A 21,469-nucleotide genomic window follows, 5' to 3' on the forward strand; every position below is an offset into this window, starting at 1 on the left:
CGGGAGCCGCGATGCTCTTCCTGGTGTTCGAACTGGACGGCGAGCGCTACGCGCTCGATGCCCGCGAGATCGCGCACGTGCTGCCGCTCGCTCCCGTGCGCGCGTTTCCGGGCACGCCCGCGTATATCGCCGGCGTGATCGACTACGAGGGCGCGCCCGTGCCCGTGGTCGATCTGCCGATGCTCGCGCTCGGGCGGCCCGCGCGCGCGCTCATGTCCACGCGGCTCGTGCTCGTGTATGACCGCGAGGACGACGCTGGCGCGGCCGCCTCTCAGGTGCCGCCGCGCCGCCTCGCGCTGCTGCTCGAAAGCGCGACGCGCACGCAGTCGATCGCGCCCGAGTGCTTCGCCGAAGGCGGCATCGCCACGCCCGAAGCGCGGTGGCTTGGGCCCGTGGCGCGCGACGAGCGCGGTTTTGTCCAGTGGGTGAAAGTTGCCCAACTGCTCGACGCGCGCGTGCGTGCGCTGCTCTTTCCCGACCCGCCTTCGTGGCAAGGCGCGGCATGAGACAGGTCGACCCGCGCTTCGCCGCCTGGTTGCTCGAAGAAACCGGCATCGACGCCGAATCGCTGGGCGCCAACGCGCTCGCGCGCGCGGTGGGCGCACGGGCGGCGGTGACGCTCGAGGTTCAGGCGGACCTGCATCCGGCCGAGACGCGCAGGGAGTGGATGAGCGGCGCCGTGCTGCCTGAATGGGCGCGCGAAGCGTACTGGCAGCGACTCGCGACCACGCCGGCCGAGCGCCAGGCGCTGATCGACGCGCTCGTGGTGCCCGAGACCTGGTTTTTTCGCGAGCGCGAGGCCTTCGCCGCGCTCGCGCGCCTCGGTGCGAAGCGGCTGGCCGCGCAGCCGGGCGAAGTGCTGCGCGTGCTGAGCGCGCCGTGCTCGAGCGGCGAGGAGCCTTACTCGGCGGCGATGGCGCTGCTCGACGCGGGGCTCGCGCACGAGCAGTTCGCCATCGACGCGATCGACATCAGTGCGCAGTCCATCGCGGCGGCCGCGCGCGGGGTGTACGGCCGCAATGCGTTTCGCGGCGACGGCCTCGCGTTTCGCGAGCGCTACTTCGAAGCGACGCCCGACGGTTGGCGTATCGCCGCAACAGTGCGGCGCGCCGTGACGTTCGAGCGCGCGAACCTGTTCGAATGGCTCGCCCCGCACCCGGTGCGTTACGACTTCATTTTCTGCCGCAACGTGCTGATCTATTTCGACCGCGCCTCGCAGGACCGCGCCATCGACCTGCTGCGCGCGCGCCTCACGGCGGGCGGCATGATCTTCGTGGGACCGGCGGAAACCGGGCTGATGATGCGGCATGAAATGGTGTCCGCCTATATTCCGCTCGCGTTCGGTTTTCGCACGCCCGAACCCGGCGCGACGACGGATCATCATCCGGCGAGCCCGGCGGCAGCGGTGCCGCCCGCGCTCACGCCGCTGCCGGTGATCGCGGCTACGGCAGCGGCGCCCGCATTCGGCAGCGCGCCGGTGTTCACGCCGCTCGACGCGCCCGTGGCCGCAGCGGCACACCGGGCAAGGCCTGCGCCGCCGCGCCACACGCTGCGGCCGTTGCACGGCGCGCCGGCTCCGCGCGCCGCCGCTGTGGTGCGCGCACCGGCTGCGGGCGCGGAGTGTGTGGGCGCCACGCCCGAAGCCGCGCTCGCCGACGCGCGGCGCTTAGCCGATGCCGGTGCGCTCGACGAGGCCGAACGCCTCGCCGCTCAAGCGGCCAAGGCGCTGGCGCAAAATGCGGACACCTGGTACCTGCTCGGCCTGATCGCCGATGCGCAGGGCCGCGCCGCCGAAGCGCTCGCGCACTATCGCAAGGCCATCTATCTGGAGCCTTCGCACTACGAAGCGCTCACGCATCTGGCTGCGCTGCTCGAAGTGCAGGGCGACGGCGAGGGTGCCCGCCGCCTGATGCGCCGCGCGAAGCGCGTGGCGCAGGAGATGGCACAGCGCGGCGCGGCGGATGCGGGAGGTACCCATGCCTGAGCGCGACTTCACGGAGGACCTGGTGCTCGCAGCGCAACCGCTTGACCCGTGCTGGAAAACCATCGGCACGCTCGGCGACAACTCGTGCCCGCGGCTTCAGACGTGTGTGCGCTGCCTGAATTGCCCGGTTTTCGAAGAGGCGGCGGCGCGCATGCTCGACCGGCCCGCGCCGCTTGCGTCATCTGCGCTAGCGCCCGAACGTGTGCCGGAGTCTGCCGGCCCGCAAACGCGCCACGAAGGCTCGCTCGTATTTCGCGTGGGCGGCGAGTGGCTCGCGCTGCCCGCTACCGCGCTGCGCCATGTGGACGAAGCGCGCGCCATCCACACGTTGCCGCACCGTCGCAGCGCTGCCGTGCTGGGCGTGGTGAACGTGCGCGGCGTGCTCACGCTCGCGGTATCGCTGGCGGCGCTTCTGCGTATCGAAGTTGCGATGCCGCAAGCCGCTACGGCAGGCGCGCAACGGCGCGCCGCCACGCCGCGCCTGCTCGTGACCGAATGGGCGGGTGCGACGACGGCGTTTCCCGTCGACGCCGTGGAGGGCGTCACGAGCTTCGGCGCCGATGCGCTGCTGCCCGCGCCCGCCACGCTTGCGCAGTCGGCTGGGCGGCATGTGCGCGGCGTGACGCACTGGCGCGGGCGTTCGGTGGGCGTGCTCGACGCCGACGTGCTATTCGATGCGCTTGCAAGGAGTTTGCGATGAGCGACGACGAACTGAGCCGCCGCTCGCTGCTCGATCTCTTCCAGGAGGAGGCGGCGGCGCAGACGCGCACGCTTTCCGCCGGCCTGCTCGCGCTCGAATCCGCTCCCGACGATGCCTCTACGCTCGAAGCGTGCATGCGCGCCACGCACTCGCTCAAGGGCGCGGCGCGCATTGTCGGACTGCCGGAGGCGGTCGAGGTGGCGAGCGCGATGGAGGATTGCTTCGTGGCGGCGCAGCGCGGCGAATTGCGCATCGACGCGGCGCGCATCGACGCGCTGCTCGTTGGCATCGACTTGCTGAGCGCGGCGGGCGACGTTGCGGCGGTGCCGATAACGCACGAGGCGGTTGCGGCGTTCGCGGCGCGCCTGCAGGGTGTAGTGCAGCCCGGCGCGGCGAACGCTGACGCCAACGCGAGCGTGCGAATGCCGGAAGCCGACGACCTCGCTGCGCTTGCGGCATCGCTGCGCCTGCCCGAGCCGGAGCACGAATCCGAACCGGAACCTGAGGCCGTGTTATCCGGCGAAGTCGAATCCGCGCCATTGGCGCGGCCCGCGCAGCCCCGTTCAACCGACGCCGAGCGCATGCTGCGCGTGCGCGCCGGCACGCTCGACCGCTTGCTCGGTTTCGCAGGCGAATCGCTGGTGGAGTCGCGCCGCATGCGGCCGTTCGCCGAAGGTCTCTTGCGCACGCGCCGCGCGCAGGGCGACGTGCTCGCGGCGCTGGGGCAGTTCCAGGAACGCCACGCCGATGCGCTCGACGCCGACGCACGCGCCGCGCTCGCCGGCATACGCGATGCGCTGGCGTCGCTGGATCATCAGCTATCCGAACGATTCGACGACATCGACCGCATTGACCGGCGCGGCACTCAACTCGCGCAGCGCCTCTACGACGAGGCCCTGCAATGCCGCATGCGGCCGTTCGGCGACACGGCGCACACGTATCCGCGCGTGGTGCGCGACCTTGCTCGCTCGCTCGGCAAGCGCGTGCGCTTCGCGATTGTCGGCGAGTCGACGCAAGTGGACCGGGACATCCTCGAAATGCTCGACGCGCCGCTCGGCCACCTGCTGCGCAACGCGCTCGATCACGGTATCGAGGACCCCGAAGCAAGGCGGCGCGCCGGCAAGCCCGAAGAGGCAAGTCTCACGCTCGAAGCGCGCCATAGCGCGGGCAAACTGCTGATCGCCGTGGCCGACGACGGCGCGGGTATCGACCTGAACGCGCTGCGCACGAGCATCGTCGCTCGCTCGCTCGCGCAGCCCCAGGCCGTTGCCGCGATGTCCGACGCCGAACTGTTCGACTTCCTGCTGCTGCCGGGCTTCTCGATGCGCGACACCGTGACCGACGTGTCGGGCCGCGGCGTCGGCCTCGACGCCGTGCAGAACTTCGCGAAGGCCGTGCGCGGCACCGTGCGCATCGAGAGCGCGGCGGGGCAGGGCACGCGCTTCGTGCTGCAGTTGCCGCTCACGCTCTCGGTGGTGCGCAGCCTGATCGTCGAGGTCGCGGGCGAAGCCTATGCATTTCCGCTCGCGCACGTGCGCCGCGCGCTCAGCGTGCCGCGCAGCACGATCGAAATGCTCGAAGGGCAGCAGCACATTGCCTTCGAAGGGCGGCCGGTGGGACTCGTCACCGCGCGCCAATTGCTCGGGGCAGGCGCCGAACCCGCGGCCACGGAAGACCTGAACGTGGTGCTGGTGGGCAGCGAGGCGGGCCTCTATGGCGTGGCCGTGGACCGCTTCGCGGGCGAGCGCACGCTCGCCGTGCAGCCGCTCGATGCGCGTCTGGGCAAGGTGCGCAACGTCTCGGCGGCGGCGTTGCTCGACGACGGCGAGGTCGCGCTGATCGTCGACGTGGAGGACATCGTGACGTCGGTTGCGCGACTCGTGCGCGACGGTCAGCTCGCGGGCGTGGCGCGCGGCGCAGCCCTTGACGGTGCGCGCGCACGCAAGCGTATTCTCGTTGTCGAGGACTCCTTGACGGTGCGCGAGCTGGAGCGCAAGCTGCTCGAAAAGCGCGGCTATGACGTGACCGTGGCGGTGGACGGCATGGACGGCTGGAACACCTTGCGCAATGCGCACTTCGACCTGGTGATCACCGACGTCGACATGCCGCGCATGGACGGCATCGAACTCGTCATGATGATCAAGGGCGACGCGATGCATCGCAACGTGCCGGTGATGATCGTCTCGTACAAGGATCGTGAAGACGACAGGCGGCGCGGCCTCGACGCGGGCGCCGACTACTATCTGACCAAGGGCAGCTTCCACGACGAAGCGCTGCTCGACGCCGTAAGCGACCTGATCGGGGAGTCGACAGGATGAAAATCGGTATCGCCAACGACATGCCGCTCGCCGTCGAGGCGCTGCGTCAGGCCATTGCGACGCGGCACGGCCATCGCGTGCTGTGGGTCGCCGCGAACGGCGAGGAAGCCGTGCAGTTCTGCGCGGCGCAAGTGCCCGACGTGATCCTCATGGATCTCGTGATGCCGAAGATCGACGGCGTGGAGGCCACGCGGCAGATCATGGCGCGCTCGCCGTGCCCCATTCTGATCGTGACGAGCAGCGTGGGCGCGAACGCCTGGCGCGTGTACGAGGCGATGGGCGCGGGCGCGCTCGATGCCGTGGACACCCCCACGCTCGCCGGGCCCGACACGCGCCGCACGATGGACCTGTTGCTCGCGAAGATCGAGCAGATCGGGCGCGTATCCGGCGCGCCCGATTTCACCGCGCGCGCGCCGGCCGCAACTGCGCCAGGCATGCCGAAGGCGCCGCTCGTTGCGATCGGCGCCTCGGCGGGCGGACCCAGCGCGCTCGCCGCCGTGCTCGGCGCGCTGCCTGCCGGTTTCGGCGCGGGCATCGTGATCGTGCAGCACGTGGACCAATCGTTCGCGGCGGGCATGGCCGCCTGGCTCGACGACCAGACACCGCTCACGGTGCGCATTGCGCTCGAAGGCGAGCAGCCCGCGCCCGGATGCGTGCTGCTCGCCGCGACCAACGATCATCTGCGCATGACAGCGAGCGGTAAGCTGGCTTACACTCGCGAGCCGGCCGACACACCGTACCGCCCCTCTGTCGATACCTTCTTTCACAGCCTCGTCGAGTGCTGGACGGGCGAGGCGATCGGCGTGCTGCTCACCGGCATGGGGCGCGACGGCGCCATTGGCCTGAAGGCGATGCGCGCGAAGGGCTGGCACACGATCGCCCAGGACCAGGCGACGAGCGCCGTGTACGGCATGCCGAAGGCGGCGGCGGCGCTTTCCGCCGCGCGCGCGATCCTGCCGCTCGACGCCATTGCCCCCGAGCTTGCGAGCCGGGTGAAATCACCGCATCAATCTGCCGGCTAGACGCCAGCCATCACGAGACGCGACCGACATCATGACCGAGAAGTCCACTCTTCCAATCAGCGCAAACGTTGCCGACAGCACGGGCCTCGAGACGGGCGGCACGGATGCCGCCCTCGACCCCGGCAGCGCCGACGACGCCTCGCTCGCCGTTGCGCTGGACGCCGTGCGCAGCGCGCTGGAGCAAACGCTGCCCGTCGCCGACATGCCGATGATGGTGCTGCTGGTGGACGACCAGGCGATCGTGGCCGAGGCCGTGCGCCGGGCGCTCGCGAGCGAGCGCGAGATCGACTTCCACTACTGCGCGCATCCCGACCAGGCCGTGCGCATGGCGGAGGAAGTGCGCCCGACCGTGATCCTGCAGGACCTCGTGATGCCGGGCACCGACGGGCTCACGCTCGTGCGGGCTTATCGCGCGAACGACGCGACGCGCGACGTGCCGATCATCGTGCTCTCCACCAAGGAAGAGCCCGCCATCAAGAGCGCGGCGTTCGCCTCGGGCGCGAACGATTACCTCGTGAAGCTGCCGGACAGCGTCGAGCTGATCGCCCGCGTGAAATATCATTCGCGATCCTACGTAAACATGCTCCAGCGCGACGAGGCGTATCGCGCGCTGCGCCGCTCGCAGCAGGAACTGCTCCGCGCGAACCTCGAACTGCGCCGCCTCACGCATTCGGATGGCCTCACCGGCCTCTCGAACCGGCGCTATCTGGACGAATTCCTGAGCGCCGAGTGGAAACGCGCGGAGCGCGAGCGCACCGAAGTGTCGCTGCTCATGATCGATGTGGACTACTTCAAGCCGTATAACGACACCTACGGCCACGTGGCGGGCGACAACGTGCTGCGCTCGGTGGCGACGACGATCCGCCGCGAGATCCGGCAGCCGCGCGACCTCGTGGCGCGCTTTGGCGGCGAGGAGTTCGCAGTCGTCCTGCCGGGCACGGGCAGCGCGGGCGCGCGGCTGCTCGCCGAGAAAATGCGCCGCGACGTGGCGGGACTCGCACTGCCGCACGTGGGCTCCGCCGTGAGCGAGCACCTCACGATCAGCATTGGCGTGGCCACGCTCACGCCCGCGCCGGGCCTCGCGGAAACGGCGCTGATCGAGGAGGCCGACGCCGCGCTCTATCGGGCCAAGCGCGACGGGCGCAATCGTGTGGCGTTTTCCACGCAGGTGTCGGGGCGCTCGTAAAGCCTGAAGGTTTACCGCGGCGTCCAGTCGTACATCAGGATTTTCGCGCGCGCGTCGTCCTCCACGAGCACGACGTAATCGCCGTTATCGCGCTGCGCCGCGCTCATGCCCATATAAATGTCCACCCATCCGCTCGTGCTGCCCACGTTGGCGCCGGGCGTCATCGAGCCGGCGAGCTGGCCGCTGCGCGCGTCGTACACGTCGATCTTCTGCGTGTAGAGCTCCGCGATGAACACGTAGTTGCCGGCCACCGCAATGCCCACCGTGGTCACCTGCGGACTGCTGCTCGTGTTCCAGGGCAACGACGCCTGCCATGTGAGCGTGGGCGAACCGCTCGACCAGTTGTCGTAACGTGCGAGCACAGGCCCCGCTTCCTTCCAGTGCGACGCGTCCCACGGAATATTCGCCGTGAATCCGGTGATGTACATCGTGTCGGTTTCGGCCACGTAGACAATGCGCGCAATGCGGTTGAACGGCGCCGGCATTGCGAACATCTTCGACGATGCATAGGTGTACTGGGGATTGCCCTGCGCGTCGAGACCTTGCATCGGCATCTCGCGAATGCCCGAAAGCGGCGTGGCGAGCCATACATTGCCGGGCGTGTCCACCCACCAGTAGCCGTTGCCAACGGTTGCGCCCGTGGAGGGGTTCGAAGCGATCTCGCTCGCGTCCACATGGCCGTCGCTGTTCGCGTCGCGCCACATCCATTCGCCGTAGGCCGGTTGACCGGCGGGCCAGGTGCCCGGCATCGGATTCTGGGCGAGCAGGCCCGAGGGAATCGCGACTTCGCCATCGGTCGCGCTCGAGAAGCGGTAGATGTTCAGGTAGTGCGCGTACTGGTCGAGCGTGTAGAGGAAGCGCCGGCCGTTGAAGCGGCGCACCATCGGCGAGCCGCGCACGCCGCGCGTGGAATGGAGCGCGGGATCGTCCGGATACGCGAAGCGGTTGAGCGTGAAGCCCGCATAGGTCCATTGCTTGCCGGGCGCCTGGCGGTAGTCGAGCGTAAAGCGTTTGGAGCCGGTGAAGACGTTCGCGGCGTTGGTGGGGTCGAAGGCGGCGGCGTCGACGAAGGTCAGGCCATCGAGGCGCCAGCCCAGCGTGCGTGTGCCCATTGCGTAGCTTTCCAGCACCGCGCCCTGGCCGACGAGGGCGGTGCCGTACGGCCGCGGTCCCTGGCCGTTCTGCGCGACGTACAGATTGCCCGCCTGGTCGTAGCCGATGCTGGCGATGCCGTTGAAACGCCAGTCGCCGGGCGTGCCCGCCACGACATGGAAGATGCCCTGGCGCGTGCCCAGCGCGCCGGCTGCCGTCATCTGGCCATTCGACGCGCGCGCGTAGAGCAGGATCTGCTGCGAGGGGCCGTTGTCGGCAATCGAGAGCTGGCCGGATGGCGCGAAGGCGAGGTCGGTGGGCACAGTGCCGGCGGGCAGCACGGGCGCGTCGTTGAGCGCGGTGCCGTCCTTGCGGTAGTGGCCAATGCTCGGGCCGCTCGCGGCCTGCAAGCCCTGGATCAGCCACAGCGTGCCGTCGTTCGCGAGCGCAATGCGCCCCGGCGCGGGCACGGTGAACGAGCGCAGTTGACGCATGGTCTGCGCGTCGTAGACCACGATGCGGTTGTCGGCGGTATCGGCAACGTACAGCTCGGTATCGGTGGCTGCGAGGCCGCGCACGGCGCCGTCGCCAGTGCTCGGCGCAGCGAGCACGCGCAAAAAGCTGTTCTTCGTCGCGTTCGCGCTGTTGCCAATGCCGCTCGCGAACGGCGCGCCTTGCGTCACGTCCGAACGCAGGCGGCGCGTCACGCCGAACCACGTCTGGTTGGCGGGCGGATAGTCCGCGCCCACGAGGCCGTTGCTCTCGTTGCCGATCGACATCGCGGCATACACATAGGTGCTGTTCGCCGCGATGGCGTCGCCGCCCGCATTGCCCCAGCCGTGCGTATTGCCGGCCACGGCGAGCTTGTCGCCGCCGCGGTAGACGCCGATCTCGCTGCCGCTTTCGTCCCACGGCGCGTTCGCGTAGACGGTGCCGTCGGGTGCGACGGCAATGGCCTCCACGTCTTGCTGCATCCACTTGCCGTCGCCGAAACCAAAGCTGTTGCCGATCCAGGACGTGGTGTAGTTGAGCGTGCTTTGCGCAATGGCAGGGTGAGTGGCGAGACCTTGCAGCGCGAGCGACAAGGCGATGAGGCGAGCAGCATTTTTCACTTGAATTCCCGTAAATCACGAACCTGCCGCAAGGTGTGCGGCCGTTGGGCGTGATGCTCGCACGCGCTTTTAAGGAAATAATTCAAATATTATTCAATGCGGGTAATGTGGCGTTTTTTTATGCGGATGCGATGCAAGAGCGGCCGCGCAGCGCAAAATCGCTCGAGCGCCGTGCGAATGCAAAAGGGGGAATTTCGCCGCCCGCAGGAATAATCGGCGCCGCCGCGTGTTAGTCCCCGCATCGCCACCCAATCAGCATCGCATCACGATCATGAAGTTCCGCGGGCCGCTCGACGAGCCGCCGATTTCCGAAGCCGATATCCAGGCCTATAGCGACGGCACGCTCGCCGGCGCGCGGGCGGCGCATGTGCGGCGCTACCTTGCGGGCAAGCCCGGCGAATGGCATCGCATCCTGTTCTACCGGCGCCTGAACGCGCAGATTCGCGACGCATACCCGGCGCAGGCCGCGCAGACGGCGCAGCCGCGCACCGCTACGGCCCGAGGCGGGCGGGTGTTGCGCTACGCTATCGCTCTCGCGGCGGCCCTGGCGCTGGCGAGCGCCGCCTTGGCGTGGGTCGCCGTGACTGAGCCGTCGCAGCAAGTCTTGAACAACGCCGCGGTCATGGCGTTGATGGAGGCCGAAAACGGGCAGCCGGAGGCGCTGGAAGCAGGCGCGGCGCGTGCGCCGTTCGATTTCGGCGCGGCAGGCCTGCACTTCCTGGGCGGCGGCGAAGTGCGGGTTGGCCCGTTCGCGAACGCGCAGCGCTATGTCTACGAGAACAGCCAGGGCGAGCGCGTGGTGCTGCTCGCGAGCCGCGCCTGGCTGGCGGGCGCGGCGCCCCAATGGAGCGCGCACCGCGCGGGTCCGCTGAGGCTGTTGATGTGGCGCGAGCATGGCACGCGCTGGGTGCTCGCGGGCAACGCGCAAACGCGCGGCCTGATGCGCGCGGCGGACCTCGCGACGCTCGCCACGCCGCCGGCGCGCGAGGGCGAAGGATCGTGAAGCCACCCGGCGATGCAAACCGCGCAATGACCCTTGCAGCAATCCAGGATGAAACATGGACATCCGTGACGAGCTGATAGAACACGTGCCGCGCCTGCGACGCTACGCGCGCGCGCTGATCAACAACCGCGAGCTTGCCGACGACCTCGTGCAGGACACGCTGGAGCGCGCGATCGCCCGCACGGAGCTGTTTCGCTCGGGCACCGACCTGCGCGCCTGGCTTTTCACGATCATGCACAACATCTTCGTGAACCAGGTGCGCAAGTCGGCAGCGCGCGGCGCGCATGTTTCCGTCGACGACGAAAGCGTGCCCGAAACCGACTACGCCGTGCCCGCCACGCAGACGGGCGCGCTCGAAGTGCGCGATCTGGATTTCGCGCTGCAGCGCTTGCCGGTGGAGCAGCGCGAAGTGGTGCTTTTGGTAGGACTGGAGGAAATGAGTTACGCCGACGTCGCATTGGCGCTGGACATCCCGATCGGTACGGTCATGTCGCGTCTGTCGAGGGGACGTGAGCGCCTGCGCGCGCTCATGGCCGGTTCCGTCCCGCGTGCGAATCTGAAGGTGGTGCGATGAGCGAACAACAAAATCCAGTCACGCAAGACGAGATCCACGCCTACGTGGACGGCACGCTTTCCGAGGCGCGCCGCGCCGACGTGGAGCGCGAACTCGAGCGCAATCCCGAGCTTGCCGCGCGCGCGAGCGACTTCTTCGCGCTCAACAACCTGCTGCACGAGCGTTACGACCGCGTGCTCAACGAGCCGCTGCCCGCGCGCCTGCGCGTGGCCGCGCCCGAGCCCGAGCCGCAGGTGCAAACGGTGCAAAACACGCGGCCGGCGTCGAACTGGCCGCGCTTCGCGGGCCTCGCGGCGACGCTCGTGCTGGGCGTGGCAATCGGCTGGGGCATGCACTACGGCATGAGCGGCACGGGCGCCACAGGCGGACCTGCAGGCGTGGCGGGCGGCGGCGAGCTGCACGCGGTGAGCGCGGACGGCTCCATGCGCTTCGCACGGCAGGCGGCGCTCGCACACGTGGTCTACATGCCGACGGTGGTGCGGCCCGACGCCATGGACGACAGCCAGGAGCAGGACTTCGTGAAGTGGCTCGCCAACCGGCTCGGCACGAATGTGCGCGCGCCGATGCTGTCGAAGAGCGGCTTCGAGCTTTCGGGCGGGCGCTTGTTGCCCGCCGACGACGGCGGCCAGGTCGCGCAGTTCATGTATCACAACGCGCAAGGCGAGCGCGTGACGCTGTGTATCTCGCACCGCAAGACGAGCGCCAACACCACGGCGTTCAAGCTGTATCAGGATGGACCGGTGAACGTGTTCTACTGGGTGGACGGCGACTTCGGGTACGCGCTTTCCGGCGGTATCGACCGCAAGGCGCTTTTGCAGCTCGCGCACGACGTTTATGCGCAGTTGACGCCGAGTTGAGCACCGCCGGGCGCGGGCACGGCGGCTTGTCAGGCCGCCGTGCCGCGCTTGTTTGTTCCAGGCCTGTCAGCTGAACTTCACCTGAGCTTCACCTGAGCTTCACCGCAACAAAGCTGCGCGCGTTGTTGCGCTGAATCAGCAGCGACACGCTCTTCGTCGCCTTGGCTTCGAGCGCGGCGGCTTCCTCCTGCGATTCGACTAGCGTGTCGTCGAGCGACAGCACGACGTCGCCAGCCCGCACGCCCGCCGTCGCGGCGGGGCCGGTCGAAGCGTCCACCATCAAACCGAGCGGCAGGCCGGTTGAGCGCTTTTCCTCTTCGCTCAGCGCGTGCGCGACGAGGCCGATGCGGTCCGCGGCGTGGCGCGGGGCCTGCGCGGCGACGGGTTGGGCGAGCGGGGCGCCCGTGTCCGTCATCACCGTCTTCATGGCGTGCACATTGGCCGGCGGCGCCTTGCTTGCCGCATCCCCGGCGGCGGGCGCGACTGGCGCGTCGGTCTTTTCCGCTGCCTGTTCGGCGTCGGCTGCCTGTGCCGCTGCTGCCCCTGTTGCGCCTGCTGCGCCTGCCGCAGCAGCAGGCGCATCCTCCGCCTTGGCCTCGTACGCGGTGTTCGAGAACCCGGCCACCGCCGGGCGCCGGTTGCGGATCACCTTGAGCGCAGCCGGCGTGGCGGGCGGCACCGCTGCGAGCGCGGCGGCGAGCGTCGCGGCCCGGTCGACGGGTTTGGTGCCGACCTGCATGATCACGTCGCCGGCCCGGATACCCGCTTTGCCCATGGGCGAGGCGGGGTCGACGGAATCGACGAGCGCGCCGCCCGCGTGCGGCAAGCCGAGCGCCGCCGCGAGCCCGGGGCTCACGTCTTCGACCTGCATGCCGAACGTGCGGATCGTGCCGCCGTTGCCCGCGTTTGCCCCGTTGGCTCCATTCGCCGCGTTCGCCGCATTGGCGCCGCCGGCGTTCGCCGCCTTGCTCGCCTGCAACTGGGCGCGGAACTGGTTGGCGGCGTCGATCGGAATCGCGAAGGTCAGGCCGCCGTAGCGGCCGGTGTCGGCGTAGATCTGCACGTCGATGCCGATCACCTCGCCCGCGCGATTGAAGATCGGCCCGCCGGAGTTGTCGGGGTTGACCGCCACGTCGGTCTGGAGGAACGGGAACGACTTGCCGTCGGGCAGCGTGCGCGAAGTCGCGCTGAGGATGCCCGTCGTCACGGTGTTCTGGTAACTGTCCGGCGAGCCGATCGAGAGCACCGGCTCACCGGCGTGCACCTTCGCCGTTTCGGCGAGCTTCACGAACGGCAGACCGTGCGCGTCGATCTGCAGCACGGCAACGTCGCTTTGCGGGTCGACGCCGACCACCTCCGCCTTGAACTCGCGCTTGTCCGTGAGCCGCACGGTCACCTGCCCGGCGCTGTCGACGACATGCGCCGTGGTGAGCACGACGCCATCGGGGCTGACGATGAACCCGGAGCCCATGCCTGTCATCACGCGCGGCCCGCTGGCGTCCGCGTCGGACGCCGGCTTCGGCGCGCGCCTGAAGAAGGCGAAGAAAGGATCGTCGGCGTCGATGGCCTCCTGCTCGGGCTGCGCGGACGGGTCGTCGGCGCTGCGCGCGATCACGTGCACGACGGCGGGACCGTAGCGCTCGGCGAGCGAGAAGAAGTCGGGTGTGGCGGCCGCCGGCGCGGACGTCTCGGCGGCGGCCGGCTGCGCGGCTGCCTTGTCGCTGGCGGCCTTGTCGTTAGCCGCCTTGTCGTTTGCGGCCTTATCGGCGGCTGCTTTACTGGCGGGCGGCTTGGTGGGGGCCGCAGGCGGCGTGGCCGCGTTAGCATCAAAACAGAAAGCGCTGGCAAGCGCCAAGGCAAGCGCTGCCGCGGAGCGCGAATTGCGGGCGAAGTTCAGGCGGAGCACAGCACACCTCCCAGTGGTCATCGTGCTGGCGGGCGGCACGCGAACGCGGATAGCAAACGAATGCCGACGCACATAGTGTAGTCACGCCACAAGACAATTGGGGGGCAGGGTTTGTCCTGTAGCGCACGAAAGTCTGCACGACGGCGTGCCGGTGCATGCCCGGCGCATCGAATATGGCGCGTTGCCGACACTGCGGCTGGCCAGGACGCTTGGGGGGGCGGTAGAGGGCGGCGGCGAAAAAGGCGCGCGCGATGCCCCGCTCGTCCTGAGCGGGGCGTTCGACTGCGGCAGGGGCGACTAGCGGGAGGCGGCAGTCGCTTTCAGCTACCCGAATACAGGTTGCAGAAGCTCACCGGCCCAACGCACGCCGCGTGCGGCGCGCCGGAGTCGCTCGTGCCTTGCATGGGCGCGCCCATGCCGCTGGGTGCCTGTTGTTGCTGTTGTGCCTTCGCATGCGCGACTTGTTGCGCGAATACGGGGCTCACATCGGGATACGAGGTATCGGTCACGAATTGCGAGCCGTTGGCCTGCGCTTCGATCAGCTGTTGGCGCACCTGGGCGCGCGTGAGTCCTTGCGCGGAAGCGGTGGAGACGGCGCCGATGCAAGCAGTCGCGACGAGGAAGGCAAAAAACGGGCGGCGGTTAATCATTTCGAACTCCTGATGAAATTGCGTGGTACTGCGACCGGCTGGAGCACGGTCGCATCAACGGAGACTGCAATGGGTATACCGCGGCGGGTGGGCTGCTATTCCCGTGGAGTTGTAACGGCGGCGCGTTTTTTTACGTGAGCTGTACCTGGAGCCAGTGCGGCAGACCCGCACCGATCAGGCTCACGCCAACGAGCGCAAGCGCGCCGGCCAGGAGAAGAACCAGCGGACTGACGCGCGTTCTGAGCAGCACGCAAAGCGATACGACGGCAATCGCCTTCGCGGGAAGGCCGCCGTTCAGCGATTTGAGCAGCACCCAGCCCGCCGCGAGCATCATGCCGGCCGCGATGGGACGCAGGCCGCGCTCGAGCGCGAGCTGCCACGCCGCGCCCTGATAGCGGCCCCAGATATGCGTGACGCCGTAGATCAGGAAGCCCGTTGGCAGCAGGAGCGCGGCGGTCGCCACGAGCGCGCCCCAGAAACCGGCAACCTGCCAGCCGATCAGCGTGACGAGCAGCGAGCCCGGGCCCGGTGCCATGCGTGAAATCGCGAAGTCGGCGGCGAATTGCGAGTGCGTCATCCAGGGATGCACTTGCACGACCTGGCGCTGAATCTCCGCGACGATCGCCTGGCCGCCGCCGATCGTCACGAGCGAAAGTGGCGCGAAAATGGCGGCCAGCTGACCGAGCAGGCGTGCATTCATCGCGCACCCCGGCGGATCGCCACGTATTCGTAGAGCACGCTAACCGTGCCGCCGATGACGACCACCCACACCAGCGACAAACGCAGAATGCCGATTGCAAGGAAAGTCGCCGCCATGAGCAGCAGCGGAAGGATTTGCCGCCGCACGCGTCGCGCGGTCACGACGCCCATCGACAGCGACAATCCTGTGGCCGCAGCCGCGGCGCCGGCGATCAGAATCTGCGTGAGCGGATGGAAGATGAGCGCGCCGACCACGCTGCCAATCACGATGATCAGGCACGCGGGCGGCACGACGATACCGGTGACGGCCACGGCGGCCCCGCGCCAGCCCAGCAGCCGATGCCCGATCCAGATCGCCATGTTCTTGACGTTGATGCCGGGCAGCGCCTGCGAGATGGCGAGCCCGTTGAGGAAGTCCTCTTCGCTGATCCAGTGGCGATCCTGAACGAATTCGCGCAGCAGCCAGCCGCTCAAACCGCCACCAAAGCTCGTCAAGCCAATGCGGCTGAATATCAGAAAGAGTCCGAACAGCGTGGGGCGCGGCGGGGCGTTGGGTGTGGAAGCAGTCACGGGAATGGTGGAATGGGCGGCGCAGCAACGGTCGCCGAAATTATAGCGCCAGCGACACGCGTGACGCGGGAGCGGTTAGCGGCGCGCTGTCACGCAAAATTCAGCGCGAGGTCAGGGCCGCTATGATGGTTGGACTCGCAGCGACACGATCGCTGTGTCGCGCTGTCCGCCGCGTGGCTCCTGGCGTGACGTGAACAAAACGCCTTGTCGCCATTGCTCATGCCCAGGAAAAAGACCAACGTTTGGCTCAAGGGTCTCGAACTGCTCACCCGCATGAGCACAACGCGACCGAAGAAAAAGGCCTCCGCACGTAAAACGGCGCCCGCGAAGGCCGCGAAGCCCACGCACGTCGCGAAGCCGGGAACCAAATCGGCGAAACACACCGGCAACGCGCACGTGGCGCATGCGCAACCGGCGGGCACGGGCGGCAGGTGGTTGCGTTCCTGGCATTCCGCGCCGCCCAGGGCCGGGCATCTCATCAACCATCTCGCGTATGCGCTCTATCTGCCCGCCGGCGTGGCCAGGGCCATGCCGCTCGTGGTCATGCTGCACGGCTGCAAGCAAACGGCGGAATCGTTCGCCGCGGGCACGCGCGTTTGCCGGCTGGCGGATCGGTCAGGCTTTGCCGTGCTGCTTCCCGAGCAGGCGAAAACGGCGCATGCACAGCGCTGCTGGCACTGGCACGGCGATCATGCGCAGTCGGAGGCGCCAGCGGTCGCATCGCTTGTCGACGCGATCGTGCGCGAGCACGGATTCGATCGCGAACGCGTCTACCTGGCGGGCATCTCGGCGGGGGCGGGGCTCGCGTCCGTGCTCGCCATGCGCTATCCGTGGCGTTTCGCAGCCGTTGGCCTGCACTCCGGGCCGGTATTCGGCGCGGCCACCTCCACGATGAGCGCGATGAGCGTCATGCGTCACGCGAGCCGCGAAGAACCGGTGCATCTCGTCGATGCCGCGCTCGACGTCGCCGTGCATCCGGGCATGCCCGCCTTCATCGTGCAAGGCGAACTCGACGCGGTCGTGGCGAGGCGCAACGCGATGCAACTTGGCATGCAGTTCGCGCGAGTCAACCGGCTGCTCGACGCGCAGAGCGAATTGCGCGTTGGCGAAATACGCAGCTATAGCCGCGACGCGGTGGCGTACACCGACTATGTCAAGGCGGGCAGGCTCGTCGTACGGGTATGCGTTGTTCGAGGGCTCGGGCACGCATGGAGCGGCGGCGACCCGAGCGAGCCGTTTCATTCGGATCGAGGCCCCGACGCGATGTCGATGATGTGGCAGTTCTTCCGGCGGCAGCGCCGAAGCGCTGCAGGCGCAATGGCGTGAACGGGGCGTTCAGATCACAAAAAAGCCGTGCGTGCCGTCTTTCCCGAGTTGAGCGACGAGACCATACTCCCATTCCAGGTAGGCGTTCATCGCGTCACGCGCGTTGCCAGGCAGATATTGTTGATACCGCTCGGGCGAGGGGGCGGCGCATGGCGGCTTTATCAGATCATACGTAATCCTTATCATGCGGCGACACGATCTGCCCGCTTGGCAGCGATGCGAATGCACGCAAACGACATCGAGGCCAAACGGTAATCCCGAATCGGCGGCCGCGCTGATTTGCTAACGCCAAAACATTCTTTGGCTGCGCGCGTTTCGCGCACTAGCATGAAGTGCCGCGGACGCTCGTGTCCGCGCCTGCTTTCACGGGAACCTACATGCGATACAAGGGATACAACGTCGAACCGTCCGCGCATGCGCTGCCAAGCGGACTCTATGCGGCGAACCTGACCATCGAGAACAGGTCGCCGGCGCTTGAAACGTCGTTTTCTTTCGAAGCGCTCGATTATTTTTTCGAGCCCGATCACGCCATCGCGTATGCCTCACGCTGGGCGCGCCTGTGGATCGATCAGCGCGGCCTGCGGGCGGCGGGGTGATGCGCCGCGTAGGATCAGAATGCCGGCAGCGCTTGCGTGAGCGTGGAGACGAAGCGCGCCGTGCGCGCATCGCGCGGGCGCGAGAAGAGTTCGCTGGACGGTCCGGCTTCGACGATCGCGCCATCCTTGAGGAAGACCGCGTCGTGCGCGACGGAAGCCGCGAGCCGCAGGTCATGCGTTGCCATCAGCATGGTCGTACCCTCCAACGCGAGCTGCCTGAGCACCTCCACGACTTCGGCGGAAAGCTCGGGGTCGAGCGCCGAGGTCGGCTCGTCGCATAGCAATACCTGCGGTGAGGGGGCGAGCGCGCGTGCAATGGCCACGCGCTGCTGCTGCCCGCCCGACAGCGTGGACGGCCACGCGTCGGCCTTCTGGGCGATTCCGACCTTCGCGAGGAGCGTGGCCGCGCGCTCGCGGGCGCGATCCTTGTCCCACTTCAGGACCGTCAGCAGTCCTTCCATCACGTTCTCGATGACGCTCAGGTGCGGAAATAGCTGGAAGTTCTGGAATACCATGCCGGTATGTCTTCGAACCGACGCGATTTCGCCGTGAGACAGCCGGCGGCGCGGGCCGAACTCCACGCGGGCGTCGCCCACGTTCAACGCGCCCGAGTCGGGGACTTCCAGCAAGTTGATGCAGCGAAGGAGCGTGCTCTTGCCGCTGCCCGAAGGTCCGATCAGCGCGGTGACGCTGCCGGGTTTGAGCGTCAGGTCGATGGCTGCGAGAACCCGATGCTCGCCGAACGACTTGTGGATTTGCTCGATACGGATCATCAGCGCCCCACCGAAAACAAGGCGTGGCGGCCGTAGCGCGCTTCGAGCCGGCCCTGCGCCTGCGAGAGCACGGAACTGAACACCAGGTAGATCAACGCGGCCTCGGTATAGAGAATCAGGGGTTCGTAAGTCACGGCCGCGATGCGCTGGGCAGCCTGGAAGATTTCCGGCACGGTCAGCACCGCCGCGAGCGAGGTGTCCTTCACGAGCGAAATGAACGAGTTCGAGAGGGCGGGCAATGCCACGCGGATCGCCTGCGGGAGGATGGCGCGGCGCAACGCCTGCGCGCGCGTCATGTTCATCGAATAGGCCGCTTCCCACTGCCCGCGCGGAATGGATTCGATCACGCCGCGAATGACTTCCGCGTTATAGGCGCCGACATTGAGCGAAAAGCCGATGATCGCCGCCGTCAACGGATCGAACACGATGCCCACATTGGGCAGTCCGTAGAAAATGACGAACAGCTGCACGAGTAGCGGCGAGCCGCGAAATAGCCAGATATAGAAGCGCACGGCAGCGACCGCCCAGCGCTGTCCGAACAGGCGTACGAGCGCCGCGCAGAACGCAAGCGCCATGCCGATTGCAAAGGAAGCCAGCGTGAGCGGGACGGTAAACACCAGTCCCGCGTAGAGCAGTGGCCACAACGATTGCGCCATCAGATGCAGCCATGCAGGCATCGTTCAGTCCGCCTTATTGCGAAATGTCTTTGCCGAAGTACTTCCGGGAGATTTTGGCGTAGGTGCCGTCGGCCTTGATGTCCGCGAGCGCCTTGTCGACTGCCGCGACCAGCTCGGGGTTGCCCTTGCGGAGCAGCACGCCGGACTGGTCGTCGGCGGAGGAGGTGTCGGTGGCTGCGATCCTGAGTTTGGCGTCGGGCTTGTGCTTCTGGAAGTCGAGGAACGAGAGCGAGTCGTTTACGGTGGCGTCCACGCGGCCCGAGGTCAGCAGATCGATCGATTCGTTGAAGCCTTGCACCGGCACGACATCGGCGCCGTGCGATGCCGCGAGCTTGCCGAAGTTGCTGGTCAGCGTATTGGCCGACTTCTTGCCTTTGAGGTCGTCGAAGGAGTGGATGTTCGTATTGTCCGAGCGCACGATCAGCACCGCATGCGTCGAGATATACGGCGTCGAAAAATCGTACTTGACCTTGCGCGCGTCTGTGATCGAAACCTCGTTGATCACTGCGTCATAGCGGTTGACGTCGAGGCCGGCGATCAGGCCGTCCCACTTGCCCTCGACGAATTGTGGCTTCACGCCGAGCCGCTGTGCGATGGCCGTTGCAATGTCGACGTCGAAGCCCGTCAGCTTGCCTGTTTCGTCGTGGTAAGTGAACGGTGCGTACGTGCCTTCGGTACCGACGCGAAACACCCCGGACGTCTTGACTTGTGCGAGGTCATCGGCGGCGAGGGCGGGTACGGCGGCAACGGCCGACAGGAGCGCGGCAACGAGAACGGAGCGAATGGCTTTCATGATCGAGAAGGAATAGTTAAAGGTTTAGTAGCGTGGTCATCGAAGAGCGGACCGATTCTACGAGGCGCGCGCGTGGCTGCAAAACAGCCACATTCGCTATGCATATGCTGTAGCGGAATATGACGACGGATGGGCCGCAGCGGCGGATGAAGCGGCAGTGCTGGCGTACGCGATCTGACTATTCGTGCGGCAATGCAGCGACCGCGTCTTCCGGCGTTTGAACGGTGCCCGGTTCACTGGCGCGCGCCGCGAGTTCGCGCTTCACGCGTTCGATATCGCGAAAGCGCGCGGCGGGATGCTCGTCGGGCAACCGCGCGCCGGCGCCGAACAGCTTTTCGCGCAGCGTGCCCGGCGCGTAGTCGCGTGGGTACACGCCGCGTCGCTGCAACTCGGGTACGAGCAGGTTCACGATGTCCTCGAACGTCTCGTGCGCGACCGCGTAGGCCAGGTTGAAGCCGTCTACGCCCGTGGCCTCGACCCACTCCTGAAGAATGTCCGCTATCGTCGCGGCGGAGCCCACGAACACGGGCCCCATTCCGCCGATGCCGCCCCACCTCGCCAGCGCCTCGATCGTCCACGTTTTGTCGCCGCCTGAGAGATGATCGACGGCGGAGTGAATGGCGTTCGTCTGCACGCGCTTCACGGTGTCGGTAGGCAGGTACTGGCCGAAGTCGATGCCGGTCCAGCCCGACATGAACACGAGCGAGCCGTCATAGGAGACATGGCGCTGGTACTCCTCGAAGCGCGCCAATGCCTTTGCGTCAGTCTCGTCGACGATCACGGTGACGAGGTTGTAGATCAACAGCTTGTGCGCGTCGCGACCGGCGAGCGCTGCCTGGCGGCGTACATCCGCGACGTAGTCGCGCAGCTGGGCCTGCGAGAGCGCGGCGACGAACACACATTCCGCATGCTGCGCCGCGAACGTCTTGCCTGGACCGGATGCGCCCGCCTGGAACAGCACCGGCGTGCGCTGCGGCGAAGGCTCGCAAAGATGATAGCCTGGCACTTCGAAGTATTTGCCCTTGTGACCGATCTCGTGCACTTTCTCCGGATGCGTGAACACGCGCCGTTCGCGGTCGCGCACCACGGCGTCATCTTCCCAGCTGCCCTCGAACAGCTTGTAGAGTACTTCTACGTATTCGGTCGCGACTTCGTAGCGGTCGTGGTGGTCGCGCAGGCCGCCTTGCCCGATGTTCTTCGCGCCGCTCTCGAGATACGACGTCACGATGTTCCAGGCGAGGCGCCCTTGCGTGTGGTGATCGGCGGTCGAGAGGCGGCGCGCAAACGTGTACGGGTGCTCGAAGCTCGTGGAGGCGGTGATGCCAATGCCCAGGTGCGACGTGACCATCGCAATGGGCGCGGCGAGCTGCAAGGGATCGTTCACCGGGATCTGGGCCGCCTGATGAAGCGCGTGGTAGTTGCTGCCCTGGTAGACGTCGTAGTAGCCAATCACGTCCGCGATGAAGATCGCGTCGAACACGCCCCGCTCGAGGATCTTCGCGAGATCGGTCCAGTAGGCGAGGTCCTTGTATTGCCAGGAGCGGTCGCGCGGATGCGTCCAGAGGCCCGGCGACTGATGCGCCACGCAGTTCATTTCAAAGGCATTGAAACGGATGGTTTTGCTCATGATG

20 protein-coding genes are annotated in these 21,469 nt (G+C 67.5%); 11 read left to right on the top strand and 9 right to left on the bottom strand.

All coding sequences use genetic code 11. From position 1 onward, the window contains the following. The first annotated feature begins 11 nt into the window (after nt 1-11). The 6 genes from U5A57_RS31180 to U5A57_RS31205 all read left to right on the top strand — a co-directional run bounded on the left by U5A57_RS31180 (nt 12) and on the right by U5A57_RS31205 (nt 7,210). The gene (locus U5A57_RS31180; protein WP_321915530.1) at nt 12-506 is read left to right on the top strand and encodes a chemotaxis protein CheW; all 495 of its coding nucleotides are present in this window, start codon (nt 12-14) and stop codon (nt 504-506) included. Continuing rightward, a complete protein-coding gene (locus tag U5A57_RS31185) occupies nt 503-1,984 on the top strand; it encodes a CheR family methyltransferase (protein ID WP_321915531.1) in 1,482 nt (493 codons plus the stop codon). The genes U5A57_RS31180 and U5A57_RS31185 overlap by 4 nt, the downstream gene beginning before the upstream one ends. After that, a complete protein-coding gene (locus U5A57_RS31190; protein WP_321915532.1) occupies nt 1,977-2,684 on the top strand; it encodes a chemotaxis protein CheW in 708 nt (235 codons plus the stop codon). Before U5A57_RS31185 ends, U5A57_RS31190 begins: the two co-directional genes overlap by 8 nt. Next, entirely contained in the window at nt 2,681-5,002 is a 2,322-nt protein-coding gene (locus tag U5A57_RS31195) for a hybrid sensor histidine kinase/response regulator (RefSeq protein WP_321915533.1), read from the top strand. Before U5A57_RS31190 ends, U5A57_RS31195 begins: the two co-directional genes overlap by 4 nt. Beyond that, nucleotides 4,999-6,024 (top strand): chemotaxis response regulator protein-glutamate methylesterase, encoded by a 1,026-nt coding sequence (locus U5A57_RS31200; protein ID WP_321915534.1) that lies wholly within the window; start codon nt 4,999-5,001, stop codon nt 6,022-6,024. The genes U5A57_RS31195 and U5A57_RS31200 overlap by 4 nt, the downstream gene beginning before the upstream one ends. Before the next feature lie 202 nt (nt 6,025-6,226). Then, the gene (locus tag U5A57_RS31205; protein WP_321915608.1) at nt 6,227-7,210 is read left to right on the top strand and encodes a diguanylate cyclase; all 984 of its coding nucleotides are present in this window, start codon (nt 6,227-6,229) and stop codon (nt 7,208-7,210) included. 11 nt (nt 7,211-7,221) lie between these two features. Here U5A57_RS31205 and U5A57_RS31210 read toward each other — a convergent pair whose 3' ends face one another. Then, nucleotides 7,222-9,414, bottom strand: coding sequence for a hypothetical protein (locus U5A57_RS31210; RefSeq protein ID WP_321915535.1), 2,193 nt, complete (start codon nt 9,412-9,414; stop codon nt 7,222-7,224). A gap of 226 nt (nt 9,415-9,640) precedes the next feature. On the opposite strand from U5A57_RS31210, the gene U5A57_RS31215 reads away from it, so the two are divergent. Genes U5A57_RS31215 through U5A57_RS31225 form a run of 3 tightly spaced genes read left to right on the top strand, consistent with a single transcriptional unit; the run spans nt 9,641 to nt 11,848 of the window. Further along, nucleotides 9,641-10,417, top strand: coding sequence for a transcriptional regulator (locus U5A57_RS31215; RefSeq protein WP_321915536.1), 777 nt, complete (start codon nt 9,641-9,643; stop codon nt 10,415-10,417). A 55-nt stretch (nt 10,418-10,472) separates the two neighbouring features. Continuing rightward, nucleotides 10,473-10,991 (top strand): sigma-70 family RNA polymerase sigma factor, encoded by a 519-nt coding sequence (locus U5A57_RS31220; RefSeq protein WP_321915537.1) that lies wholly within the window; start codon nt 10,473-10,475, stop codon nt 10,989-10,991. Then, on the top strand, nt 10,988-11,848 hold the full coding sequence (locus U5A57_RS31225; RefSeq protein ID WP_321915538.1) for an anti-sigma factor: 861 nt from the start codon (nt 10,988-10,990) through the stop codon (nt 11,846-11,848). Before U5A57_RS31220 ends, U5A57_RS31225 begins: the two co-directional genes overlap by 4 nt. 88 nt (nt 11,849-11,936) lie before the next feature. Here U5A57_RS31225 and U5A57_RS31230 read toward each other — a convergent pair whose 3' ends face one another. From U5A57_RS31230 to U5A57_RS31245, 4 genes are all read right to left on the bottom strand, one after another. Beyond that, nucleotides 11,937-13,754 carry a trypsin-like peptidase domain-containing protein gene (locus U5A57_RS31230; protein ID WP_321915539.1) on the bottom strand — a complete coding sequence of 606 codons (1,818 nt, stop codon included), beginning with the start codon at nt 13,752-13,754 and terminating at the stop codon, nt 11,937-11,939. A 320-nt stretch (nt 13,755-14,074) separates the two neighbouring features. Beyond that, the gene (locus tag U5A57_RS31235; RefSeq protein WP_415765459.1) at nt 14,075-14,401 is read right to left on the bottom strand and encodes a DUF4148 domain-containing protein; all 327 of its coding nucleotides are present in this window, start codon (nt 14,399-14,401) and stop codon (nt 14,075-14,077) included. A 133-nt stretch (nt 14,402-14,534) separates the two neighbouring features. Further along, nucleotides 14,535-15,104 carry a chromate transporter gene (locus U5A57_RS31240; RefSeq protein ID WP_158762757.1) on the bottom strand — a complete coding sequence of 190 codons (570 nt, stop codon included), beginning with the start codon at nt 15,102-15,104 and terminating at the stop codon, nt 14,535-14,537. Then, nucleotides 15,101-15,673 carry a chromate transporter gene (locus U5A57_RS31245; RefSeq protein WP_321915541.1) on the bottom strand — a complete coding sequence of 191 codons (573 nt, stop codon included), beginning with the start codon at nt 15,671-15,673 and terminating at the stop codon, nt 15,101-15,103. The genes U5A57_RS31240 and U5A57_RS31245 overlap by 4 nt, the downstream gene beginning before the upstream one ends. A 219-nt stretch (nt 15,674-15,892) precedes the next feature. On the opposite strand from U5A57_RS31245, the gene U5A57_RS31250 reads away from it, so the two are divergent. Continuing rightward, on the top strand, nt 15,893-16,999 hold the full coding sequence (locus U5A57_RS31250; protein WP_321915542.1) for a PHB depolymerase family esterase: 1,107 nt from the start codon (nt 15,893-15,895) through the stop codon (nt 16,997-16,999). A 377-nt stretch (nt 17,000-17,376) separates the two neighbouring features. Then, nucleotides 17,377-17,595 (top strand): hypothetical protein, encoded by a 219-nt coding sequence (locus tag U5A57_RS31255; RefSeq protein WP_321915543.1) that lies wholly within the window; start codon nt 17,377-17,379, stop codon nt 17,593-17,595. Between the two features lie 14 nt (nt 17,596-17,609). Here the strand turns inward: U5A57_RS31255 and U5A57_RS31260 are convergent, their stop codons facing one another. The 4 genes from U5A57_RS31260 to U5A57_RS31275 all read right to left on the bottom strand — a co-directional run bounded on the left by U5A57_RS31260 (nt 17,610) and on the right by U5A57_RS31275 (nt 21,465). Beyond that, a complete protein-coding gene (locus U5A57_RS31260; protein ID WP_321915544.1) occupies nt 17,610-18,368 on the bottom strand; it encodes an amino acid ABC transporter ATP-binding protein in 759 nt (252 codons plus the stop codon). Further along, nucleotides 18,368-19,045: an amino acid ABC transporter permease gene (locus U5A57_RS31265; protein ID WP_321915545.1), complete on the bottom strand. Its 678-nt coding sequence runs from the start codon at nt 19,043-19,045 to the stop codon at nt 18,368-18,370. Before U5A57_RS31265 ends, U5A57_RS31260 begins: the two co-directional genes overlap by 1 nt. A 13-nt stretch (nt 19,046-19,058) precedes the next feature. After that, entirely contained in the window at nt 19,059-19,838 is a 780-nt protein-coding gene (locus tag U5A57_RS31270; RefSeq protein ID WP_321915546.1) for an amino acid ABC transporter substrate-binding protein, read from the bottom strand. 178 nt (nt 19,839-20,016) lie between these two features. Then, a complete protein-coding gene (locus tag U5A57_RS31275) occupies nt 20,017-21,465 on the bottom strand; it encodes an LLM class flavin-dependent oxidoreductase (protein WP_321915547.1) in 1,449 nt (482 codons plus the stop codon). Nucleotides 21,466-21,469 lie beyond the last annotated feature (4 nt).

It is taken from the genome of Paraburkholderia sp. J11-2 (assembly GCF_905220185.1).
Taxonomy (GTDB): Bacteria; Pseudomonadota; Gammaproteobacteria; order Burkholderiales; family Burkholderiaceae; genus Paraburkholderia.

Bases quoted from the DNA above. Each gene is read 5' to 3' on its own strand.
- U5A57_RS31180 (WP_321915530.1), top strand. From the start codon at position 12: ATGCTCTTCCTGGTGTTCGAACTGGACGGCGAGCGCTACGCGCTCGAT.
- U5A57_RS31185 (WP_321915531.1), top strand. From the start codon at position 503: ATGAGACAGGTCGACCCGCGCTTCGCCGCCTGGTTGCTCGAAGAAACC.
- U5A57_RS31190 (WP_321915532.1), top strand. From the start codon at position 1,977: ATGCCTGAGCGCGACTTCACGGAGGACCTGGTGCTCGCAGCGCAACCG.
- U5A57_RS31195 (WP_321915533.1), top strand. From the start codon at position 2,681: ATGAGCGACGACGAACTGAGCCGCCGCTCGCTGCTCGATCTCTTCCAG.
- U5A57_RS31200 (WP_321915534.1), top strand. From the start codon at position 4,999: ATGAAAATCGGTATCGCCAACGACATGCCGCTCGCCGTCGAGGCGCTG.
- U5A57_RS31205 (WP_321915608.1), top strand. From the start codon at position 6,227: ATGCCGATGATGGTGCTGCTGGTGGACGACCAGGCGATCGTGGCCGAG.
- U5A57_RS31220 (WP_321915537.1), top strand. From the start codon at position 10,473: ATGGACATCCGTGACGAGCTGATAGAACACGTGCCGCGCCTGCGACGC.
- U5A57_RS31225 (WP_321915538.1), top strand. From the start codon at position 10,988: ATGAGCGAACAACAAAATCCAGTCACGCAAGACGAGATCCACGCCTAC.
- U5A57_RS31240 (WP_158762757.1), bottom strand. From the start codon at position 15,104: ATGAATGCACGCCTGCTCGGTCAGCTGGCCGCCATTTTCGCGCCACTT.
- U5A57_RS31250 (WP_321915542.1), top strand. From the start codon at position 15,893: ATGCCCAGGAAAAAGACCAACGTTTGGCTCAAGGGTCTCGAACTGCTC.
- U5A57_RS31255 (WP_321915543.1), top strand. From the start codon at position 17,377: ATGCGATACAAGGGATACAACGTCGAACCGTCCGCGCATGCGCTGCCA.
- U5A57_RS31260 (WP_321915544.1), bottom strand. From the start codon at position 18,368: ATGATCCGTATCGAGCAAATCCACAAGTCGTTCGGCGAGCATCGGGTT.
- U5A57_RS31265 (WP_321915545.1), bottom strand. From the start codon at position 19,045: ATGCCTGCATGGCTGCATCTGATGGCGCAATCGTTGTGGCCACTGCTC.
- U5A57_RS31270 (WP_321915546.1), bottom strand. From the start codon at position 19,838: ATGAAAGCCATTCGCTCCGTTCTCGTTGCCGCGCTCCTGTCGGCCGTT.
- U5A57_RS31275 (WP_321915547.1), bottom strand. From the start codon at position 21,465: ATGAGCAAAACCATCCGTTTCAATGCCTTTGAAATGAACTGCGTGGCG.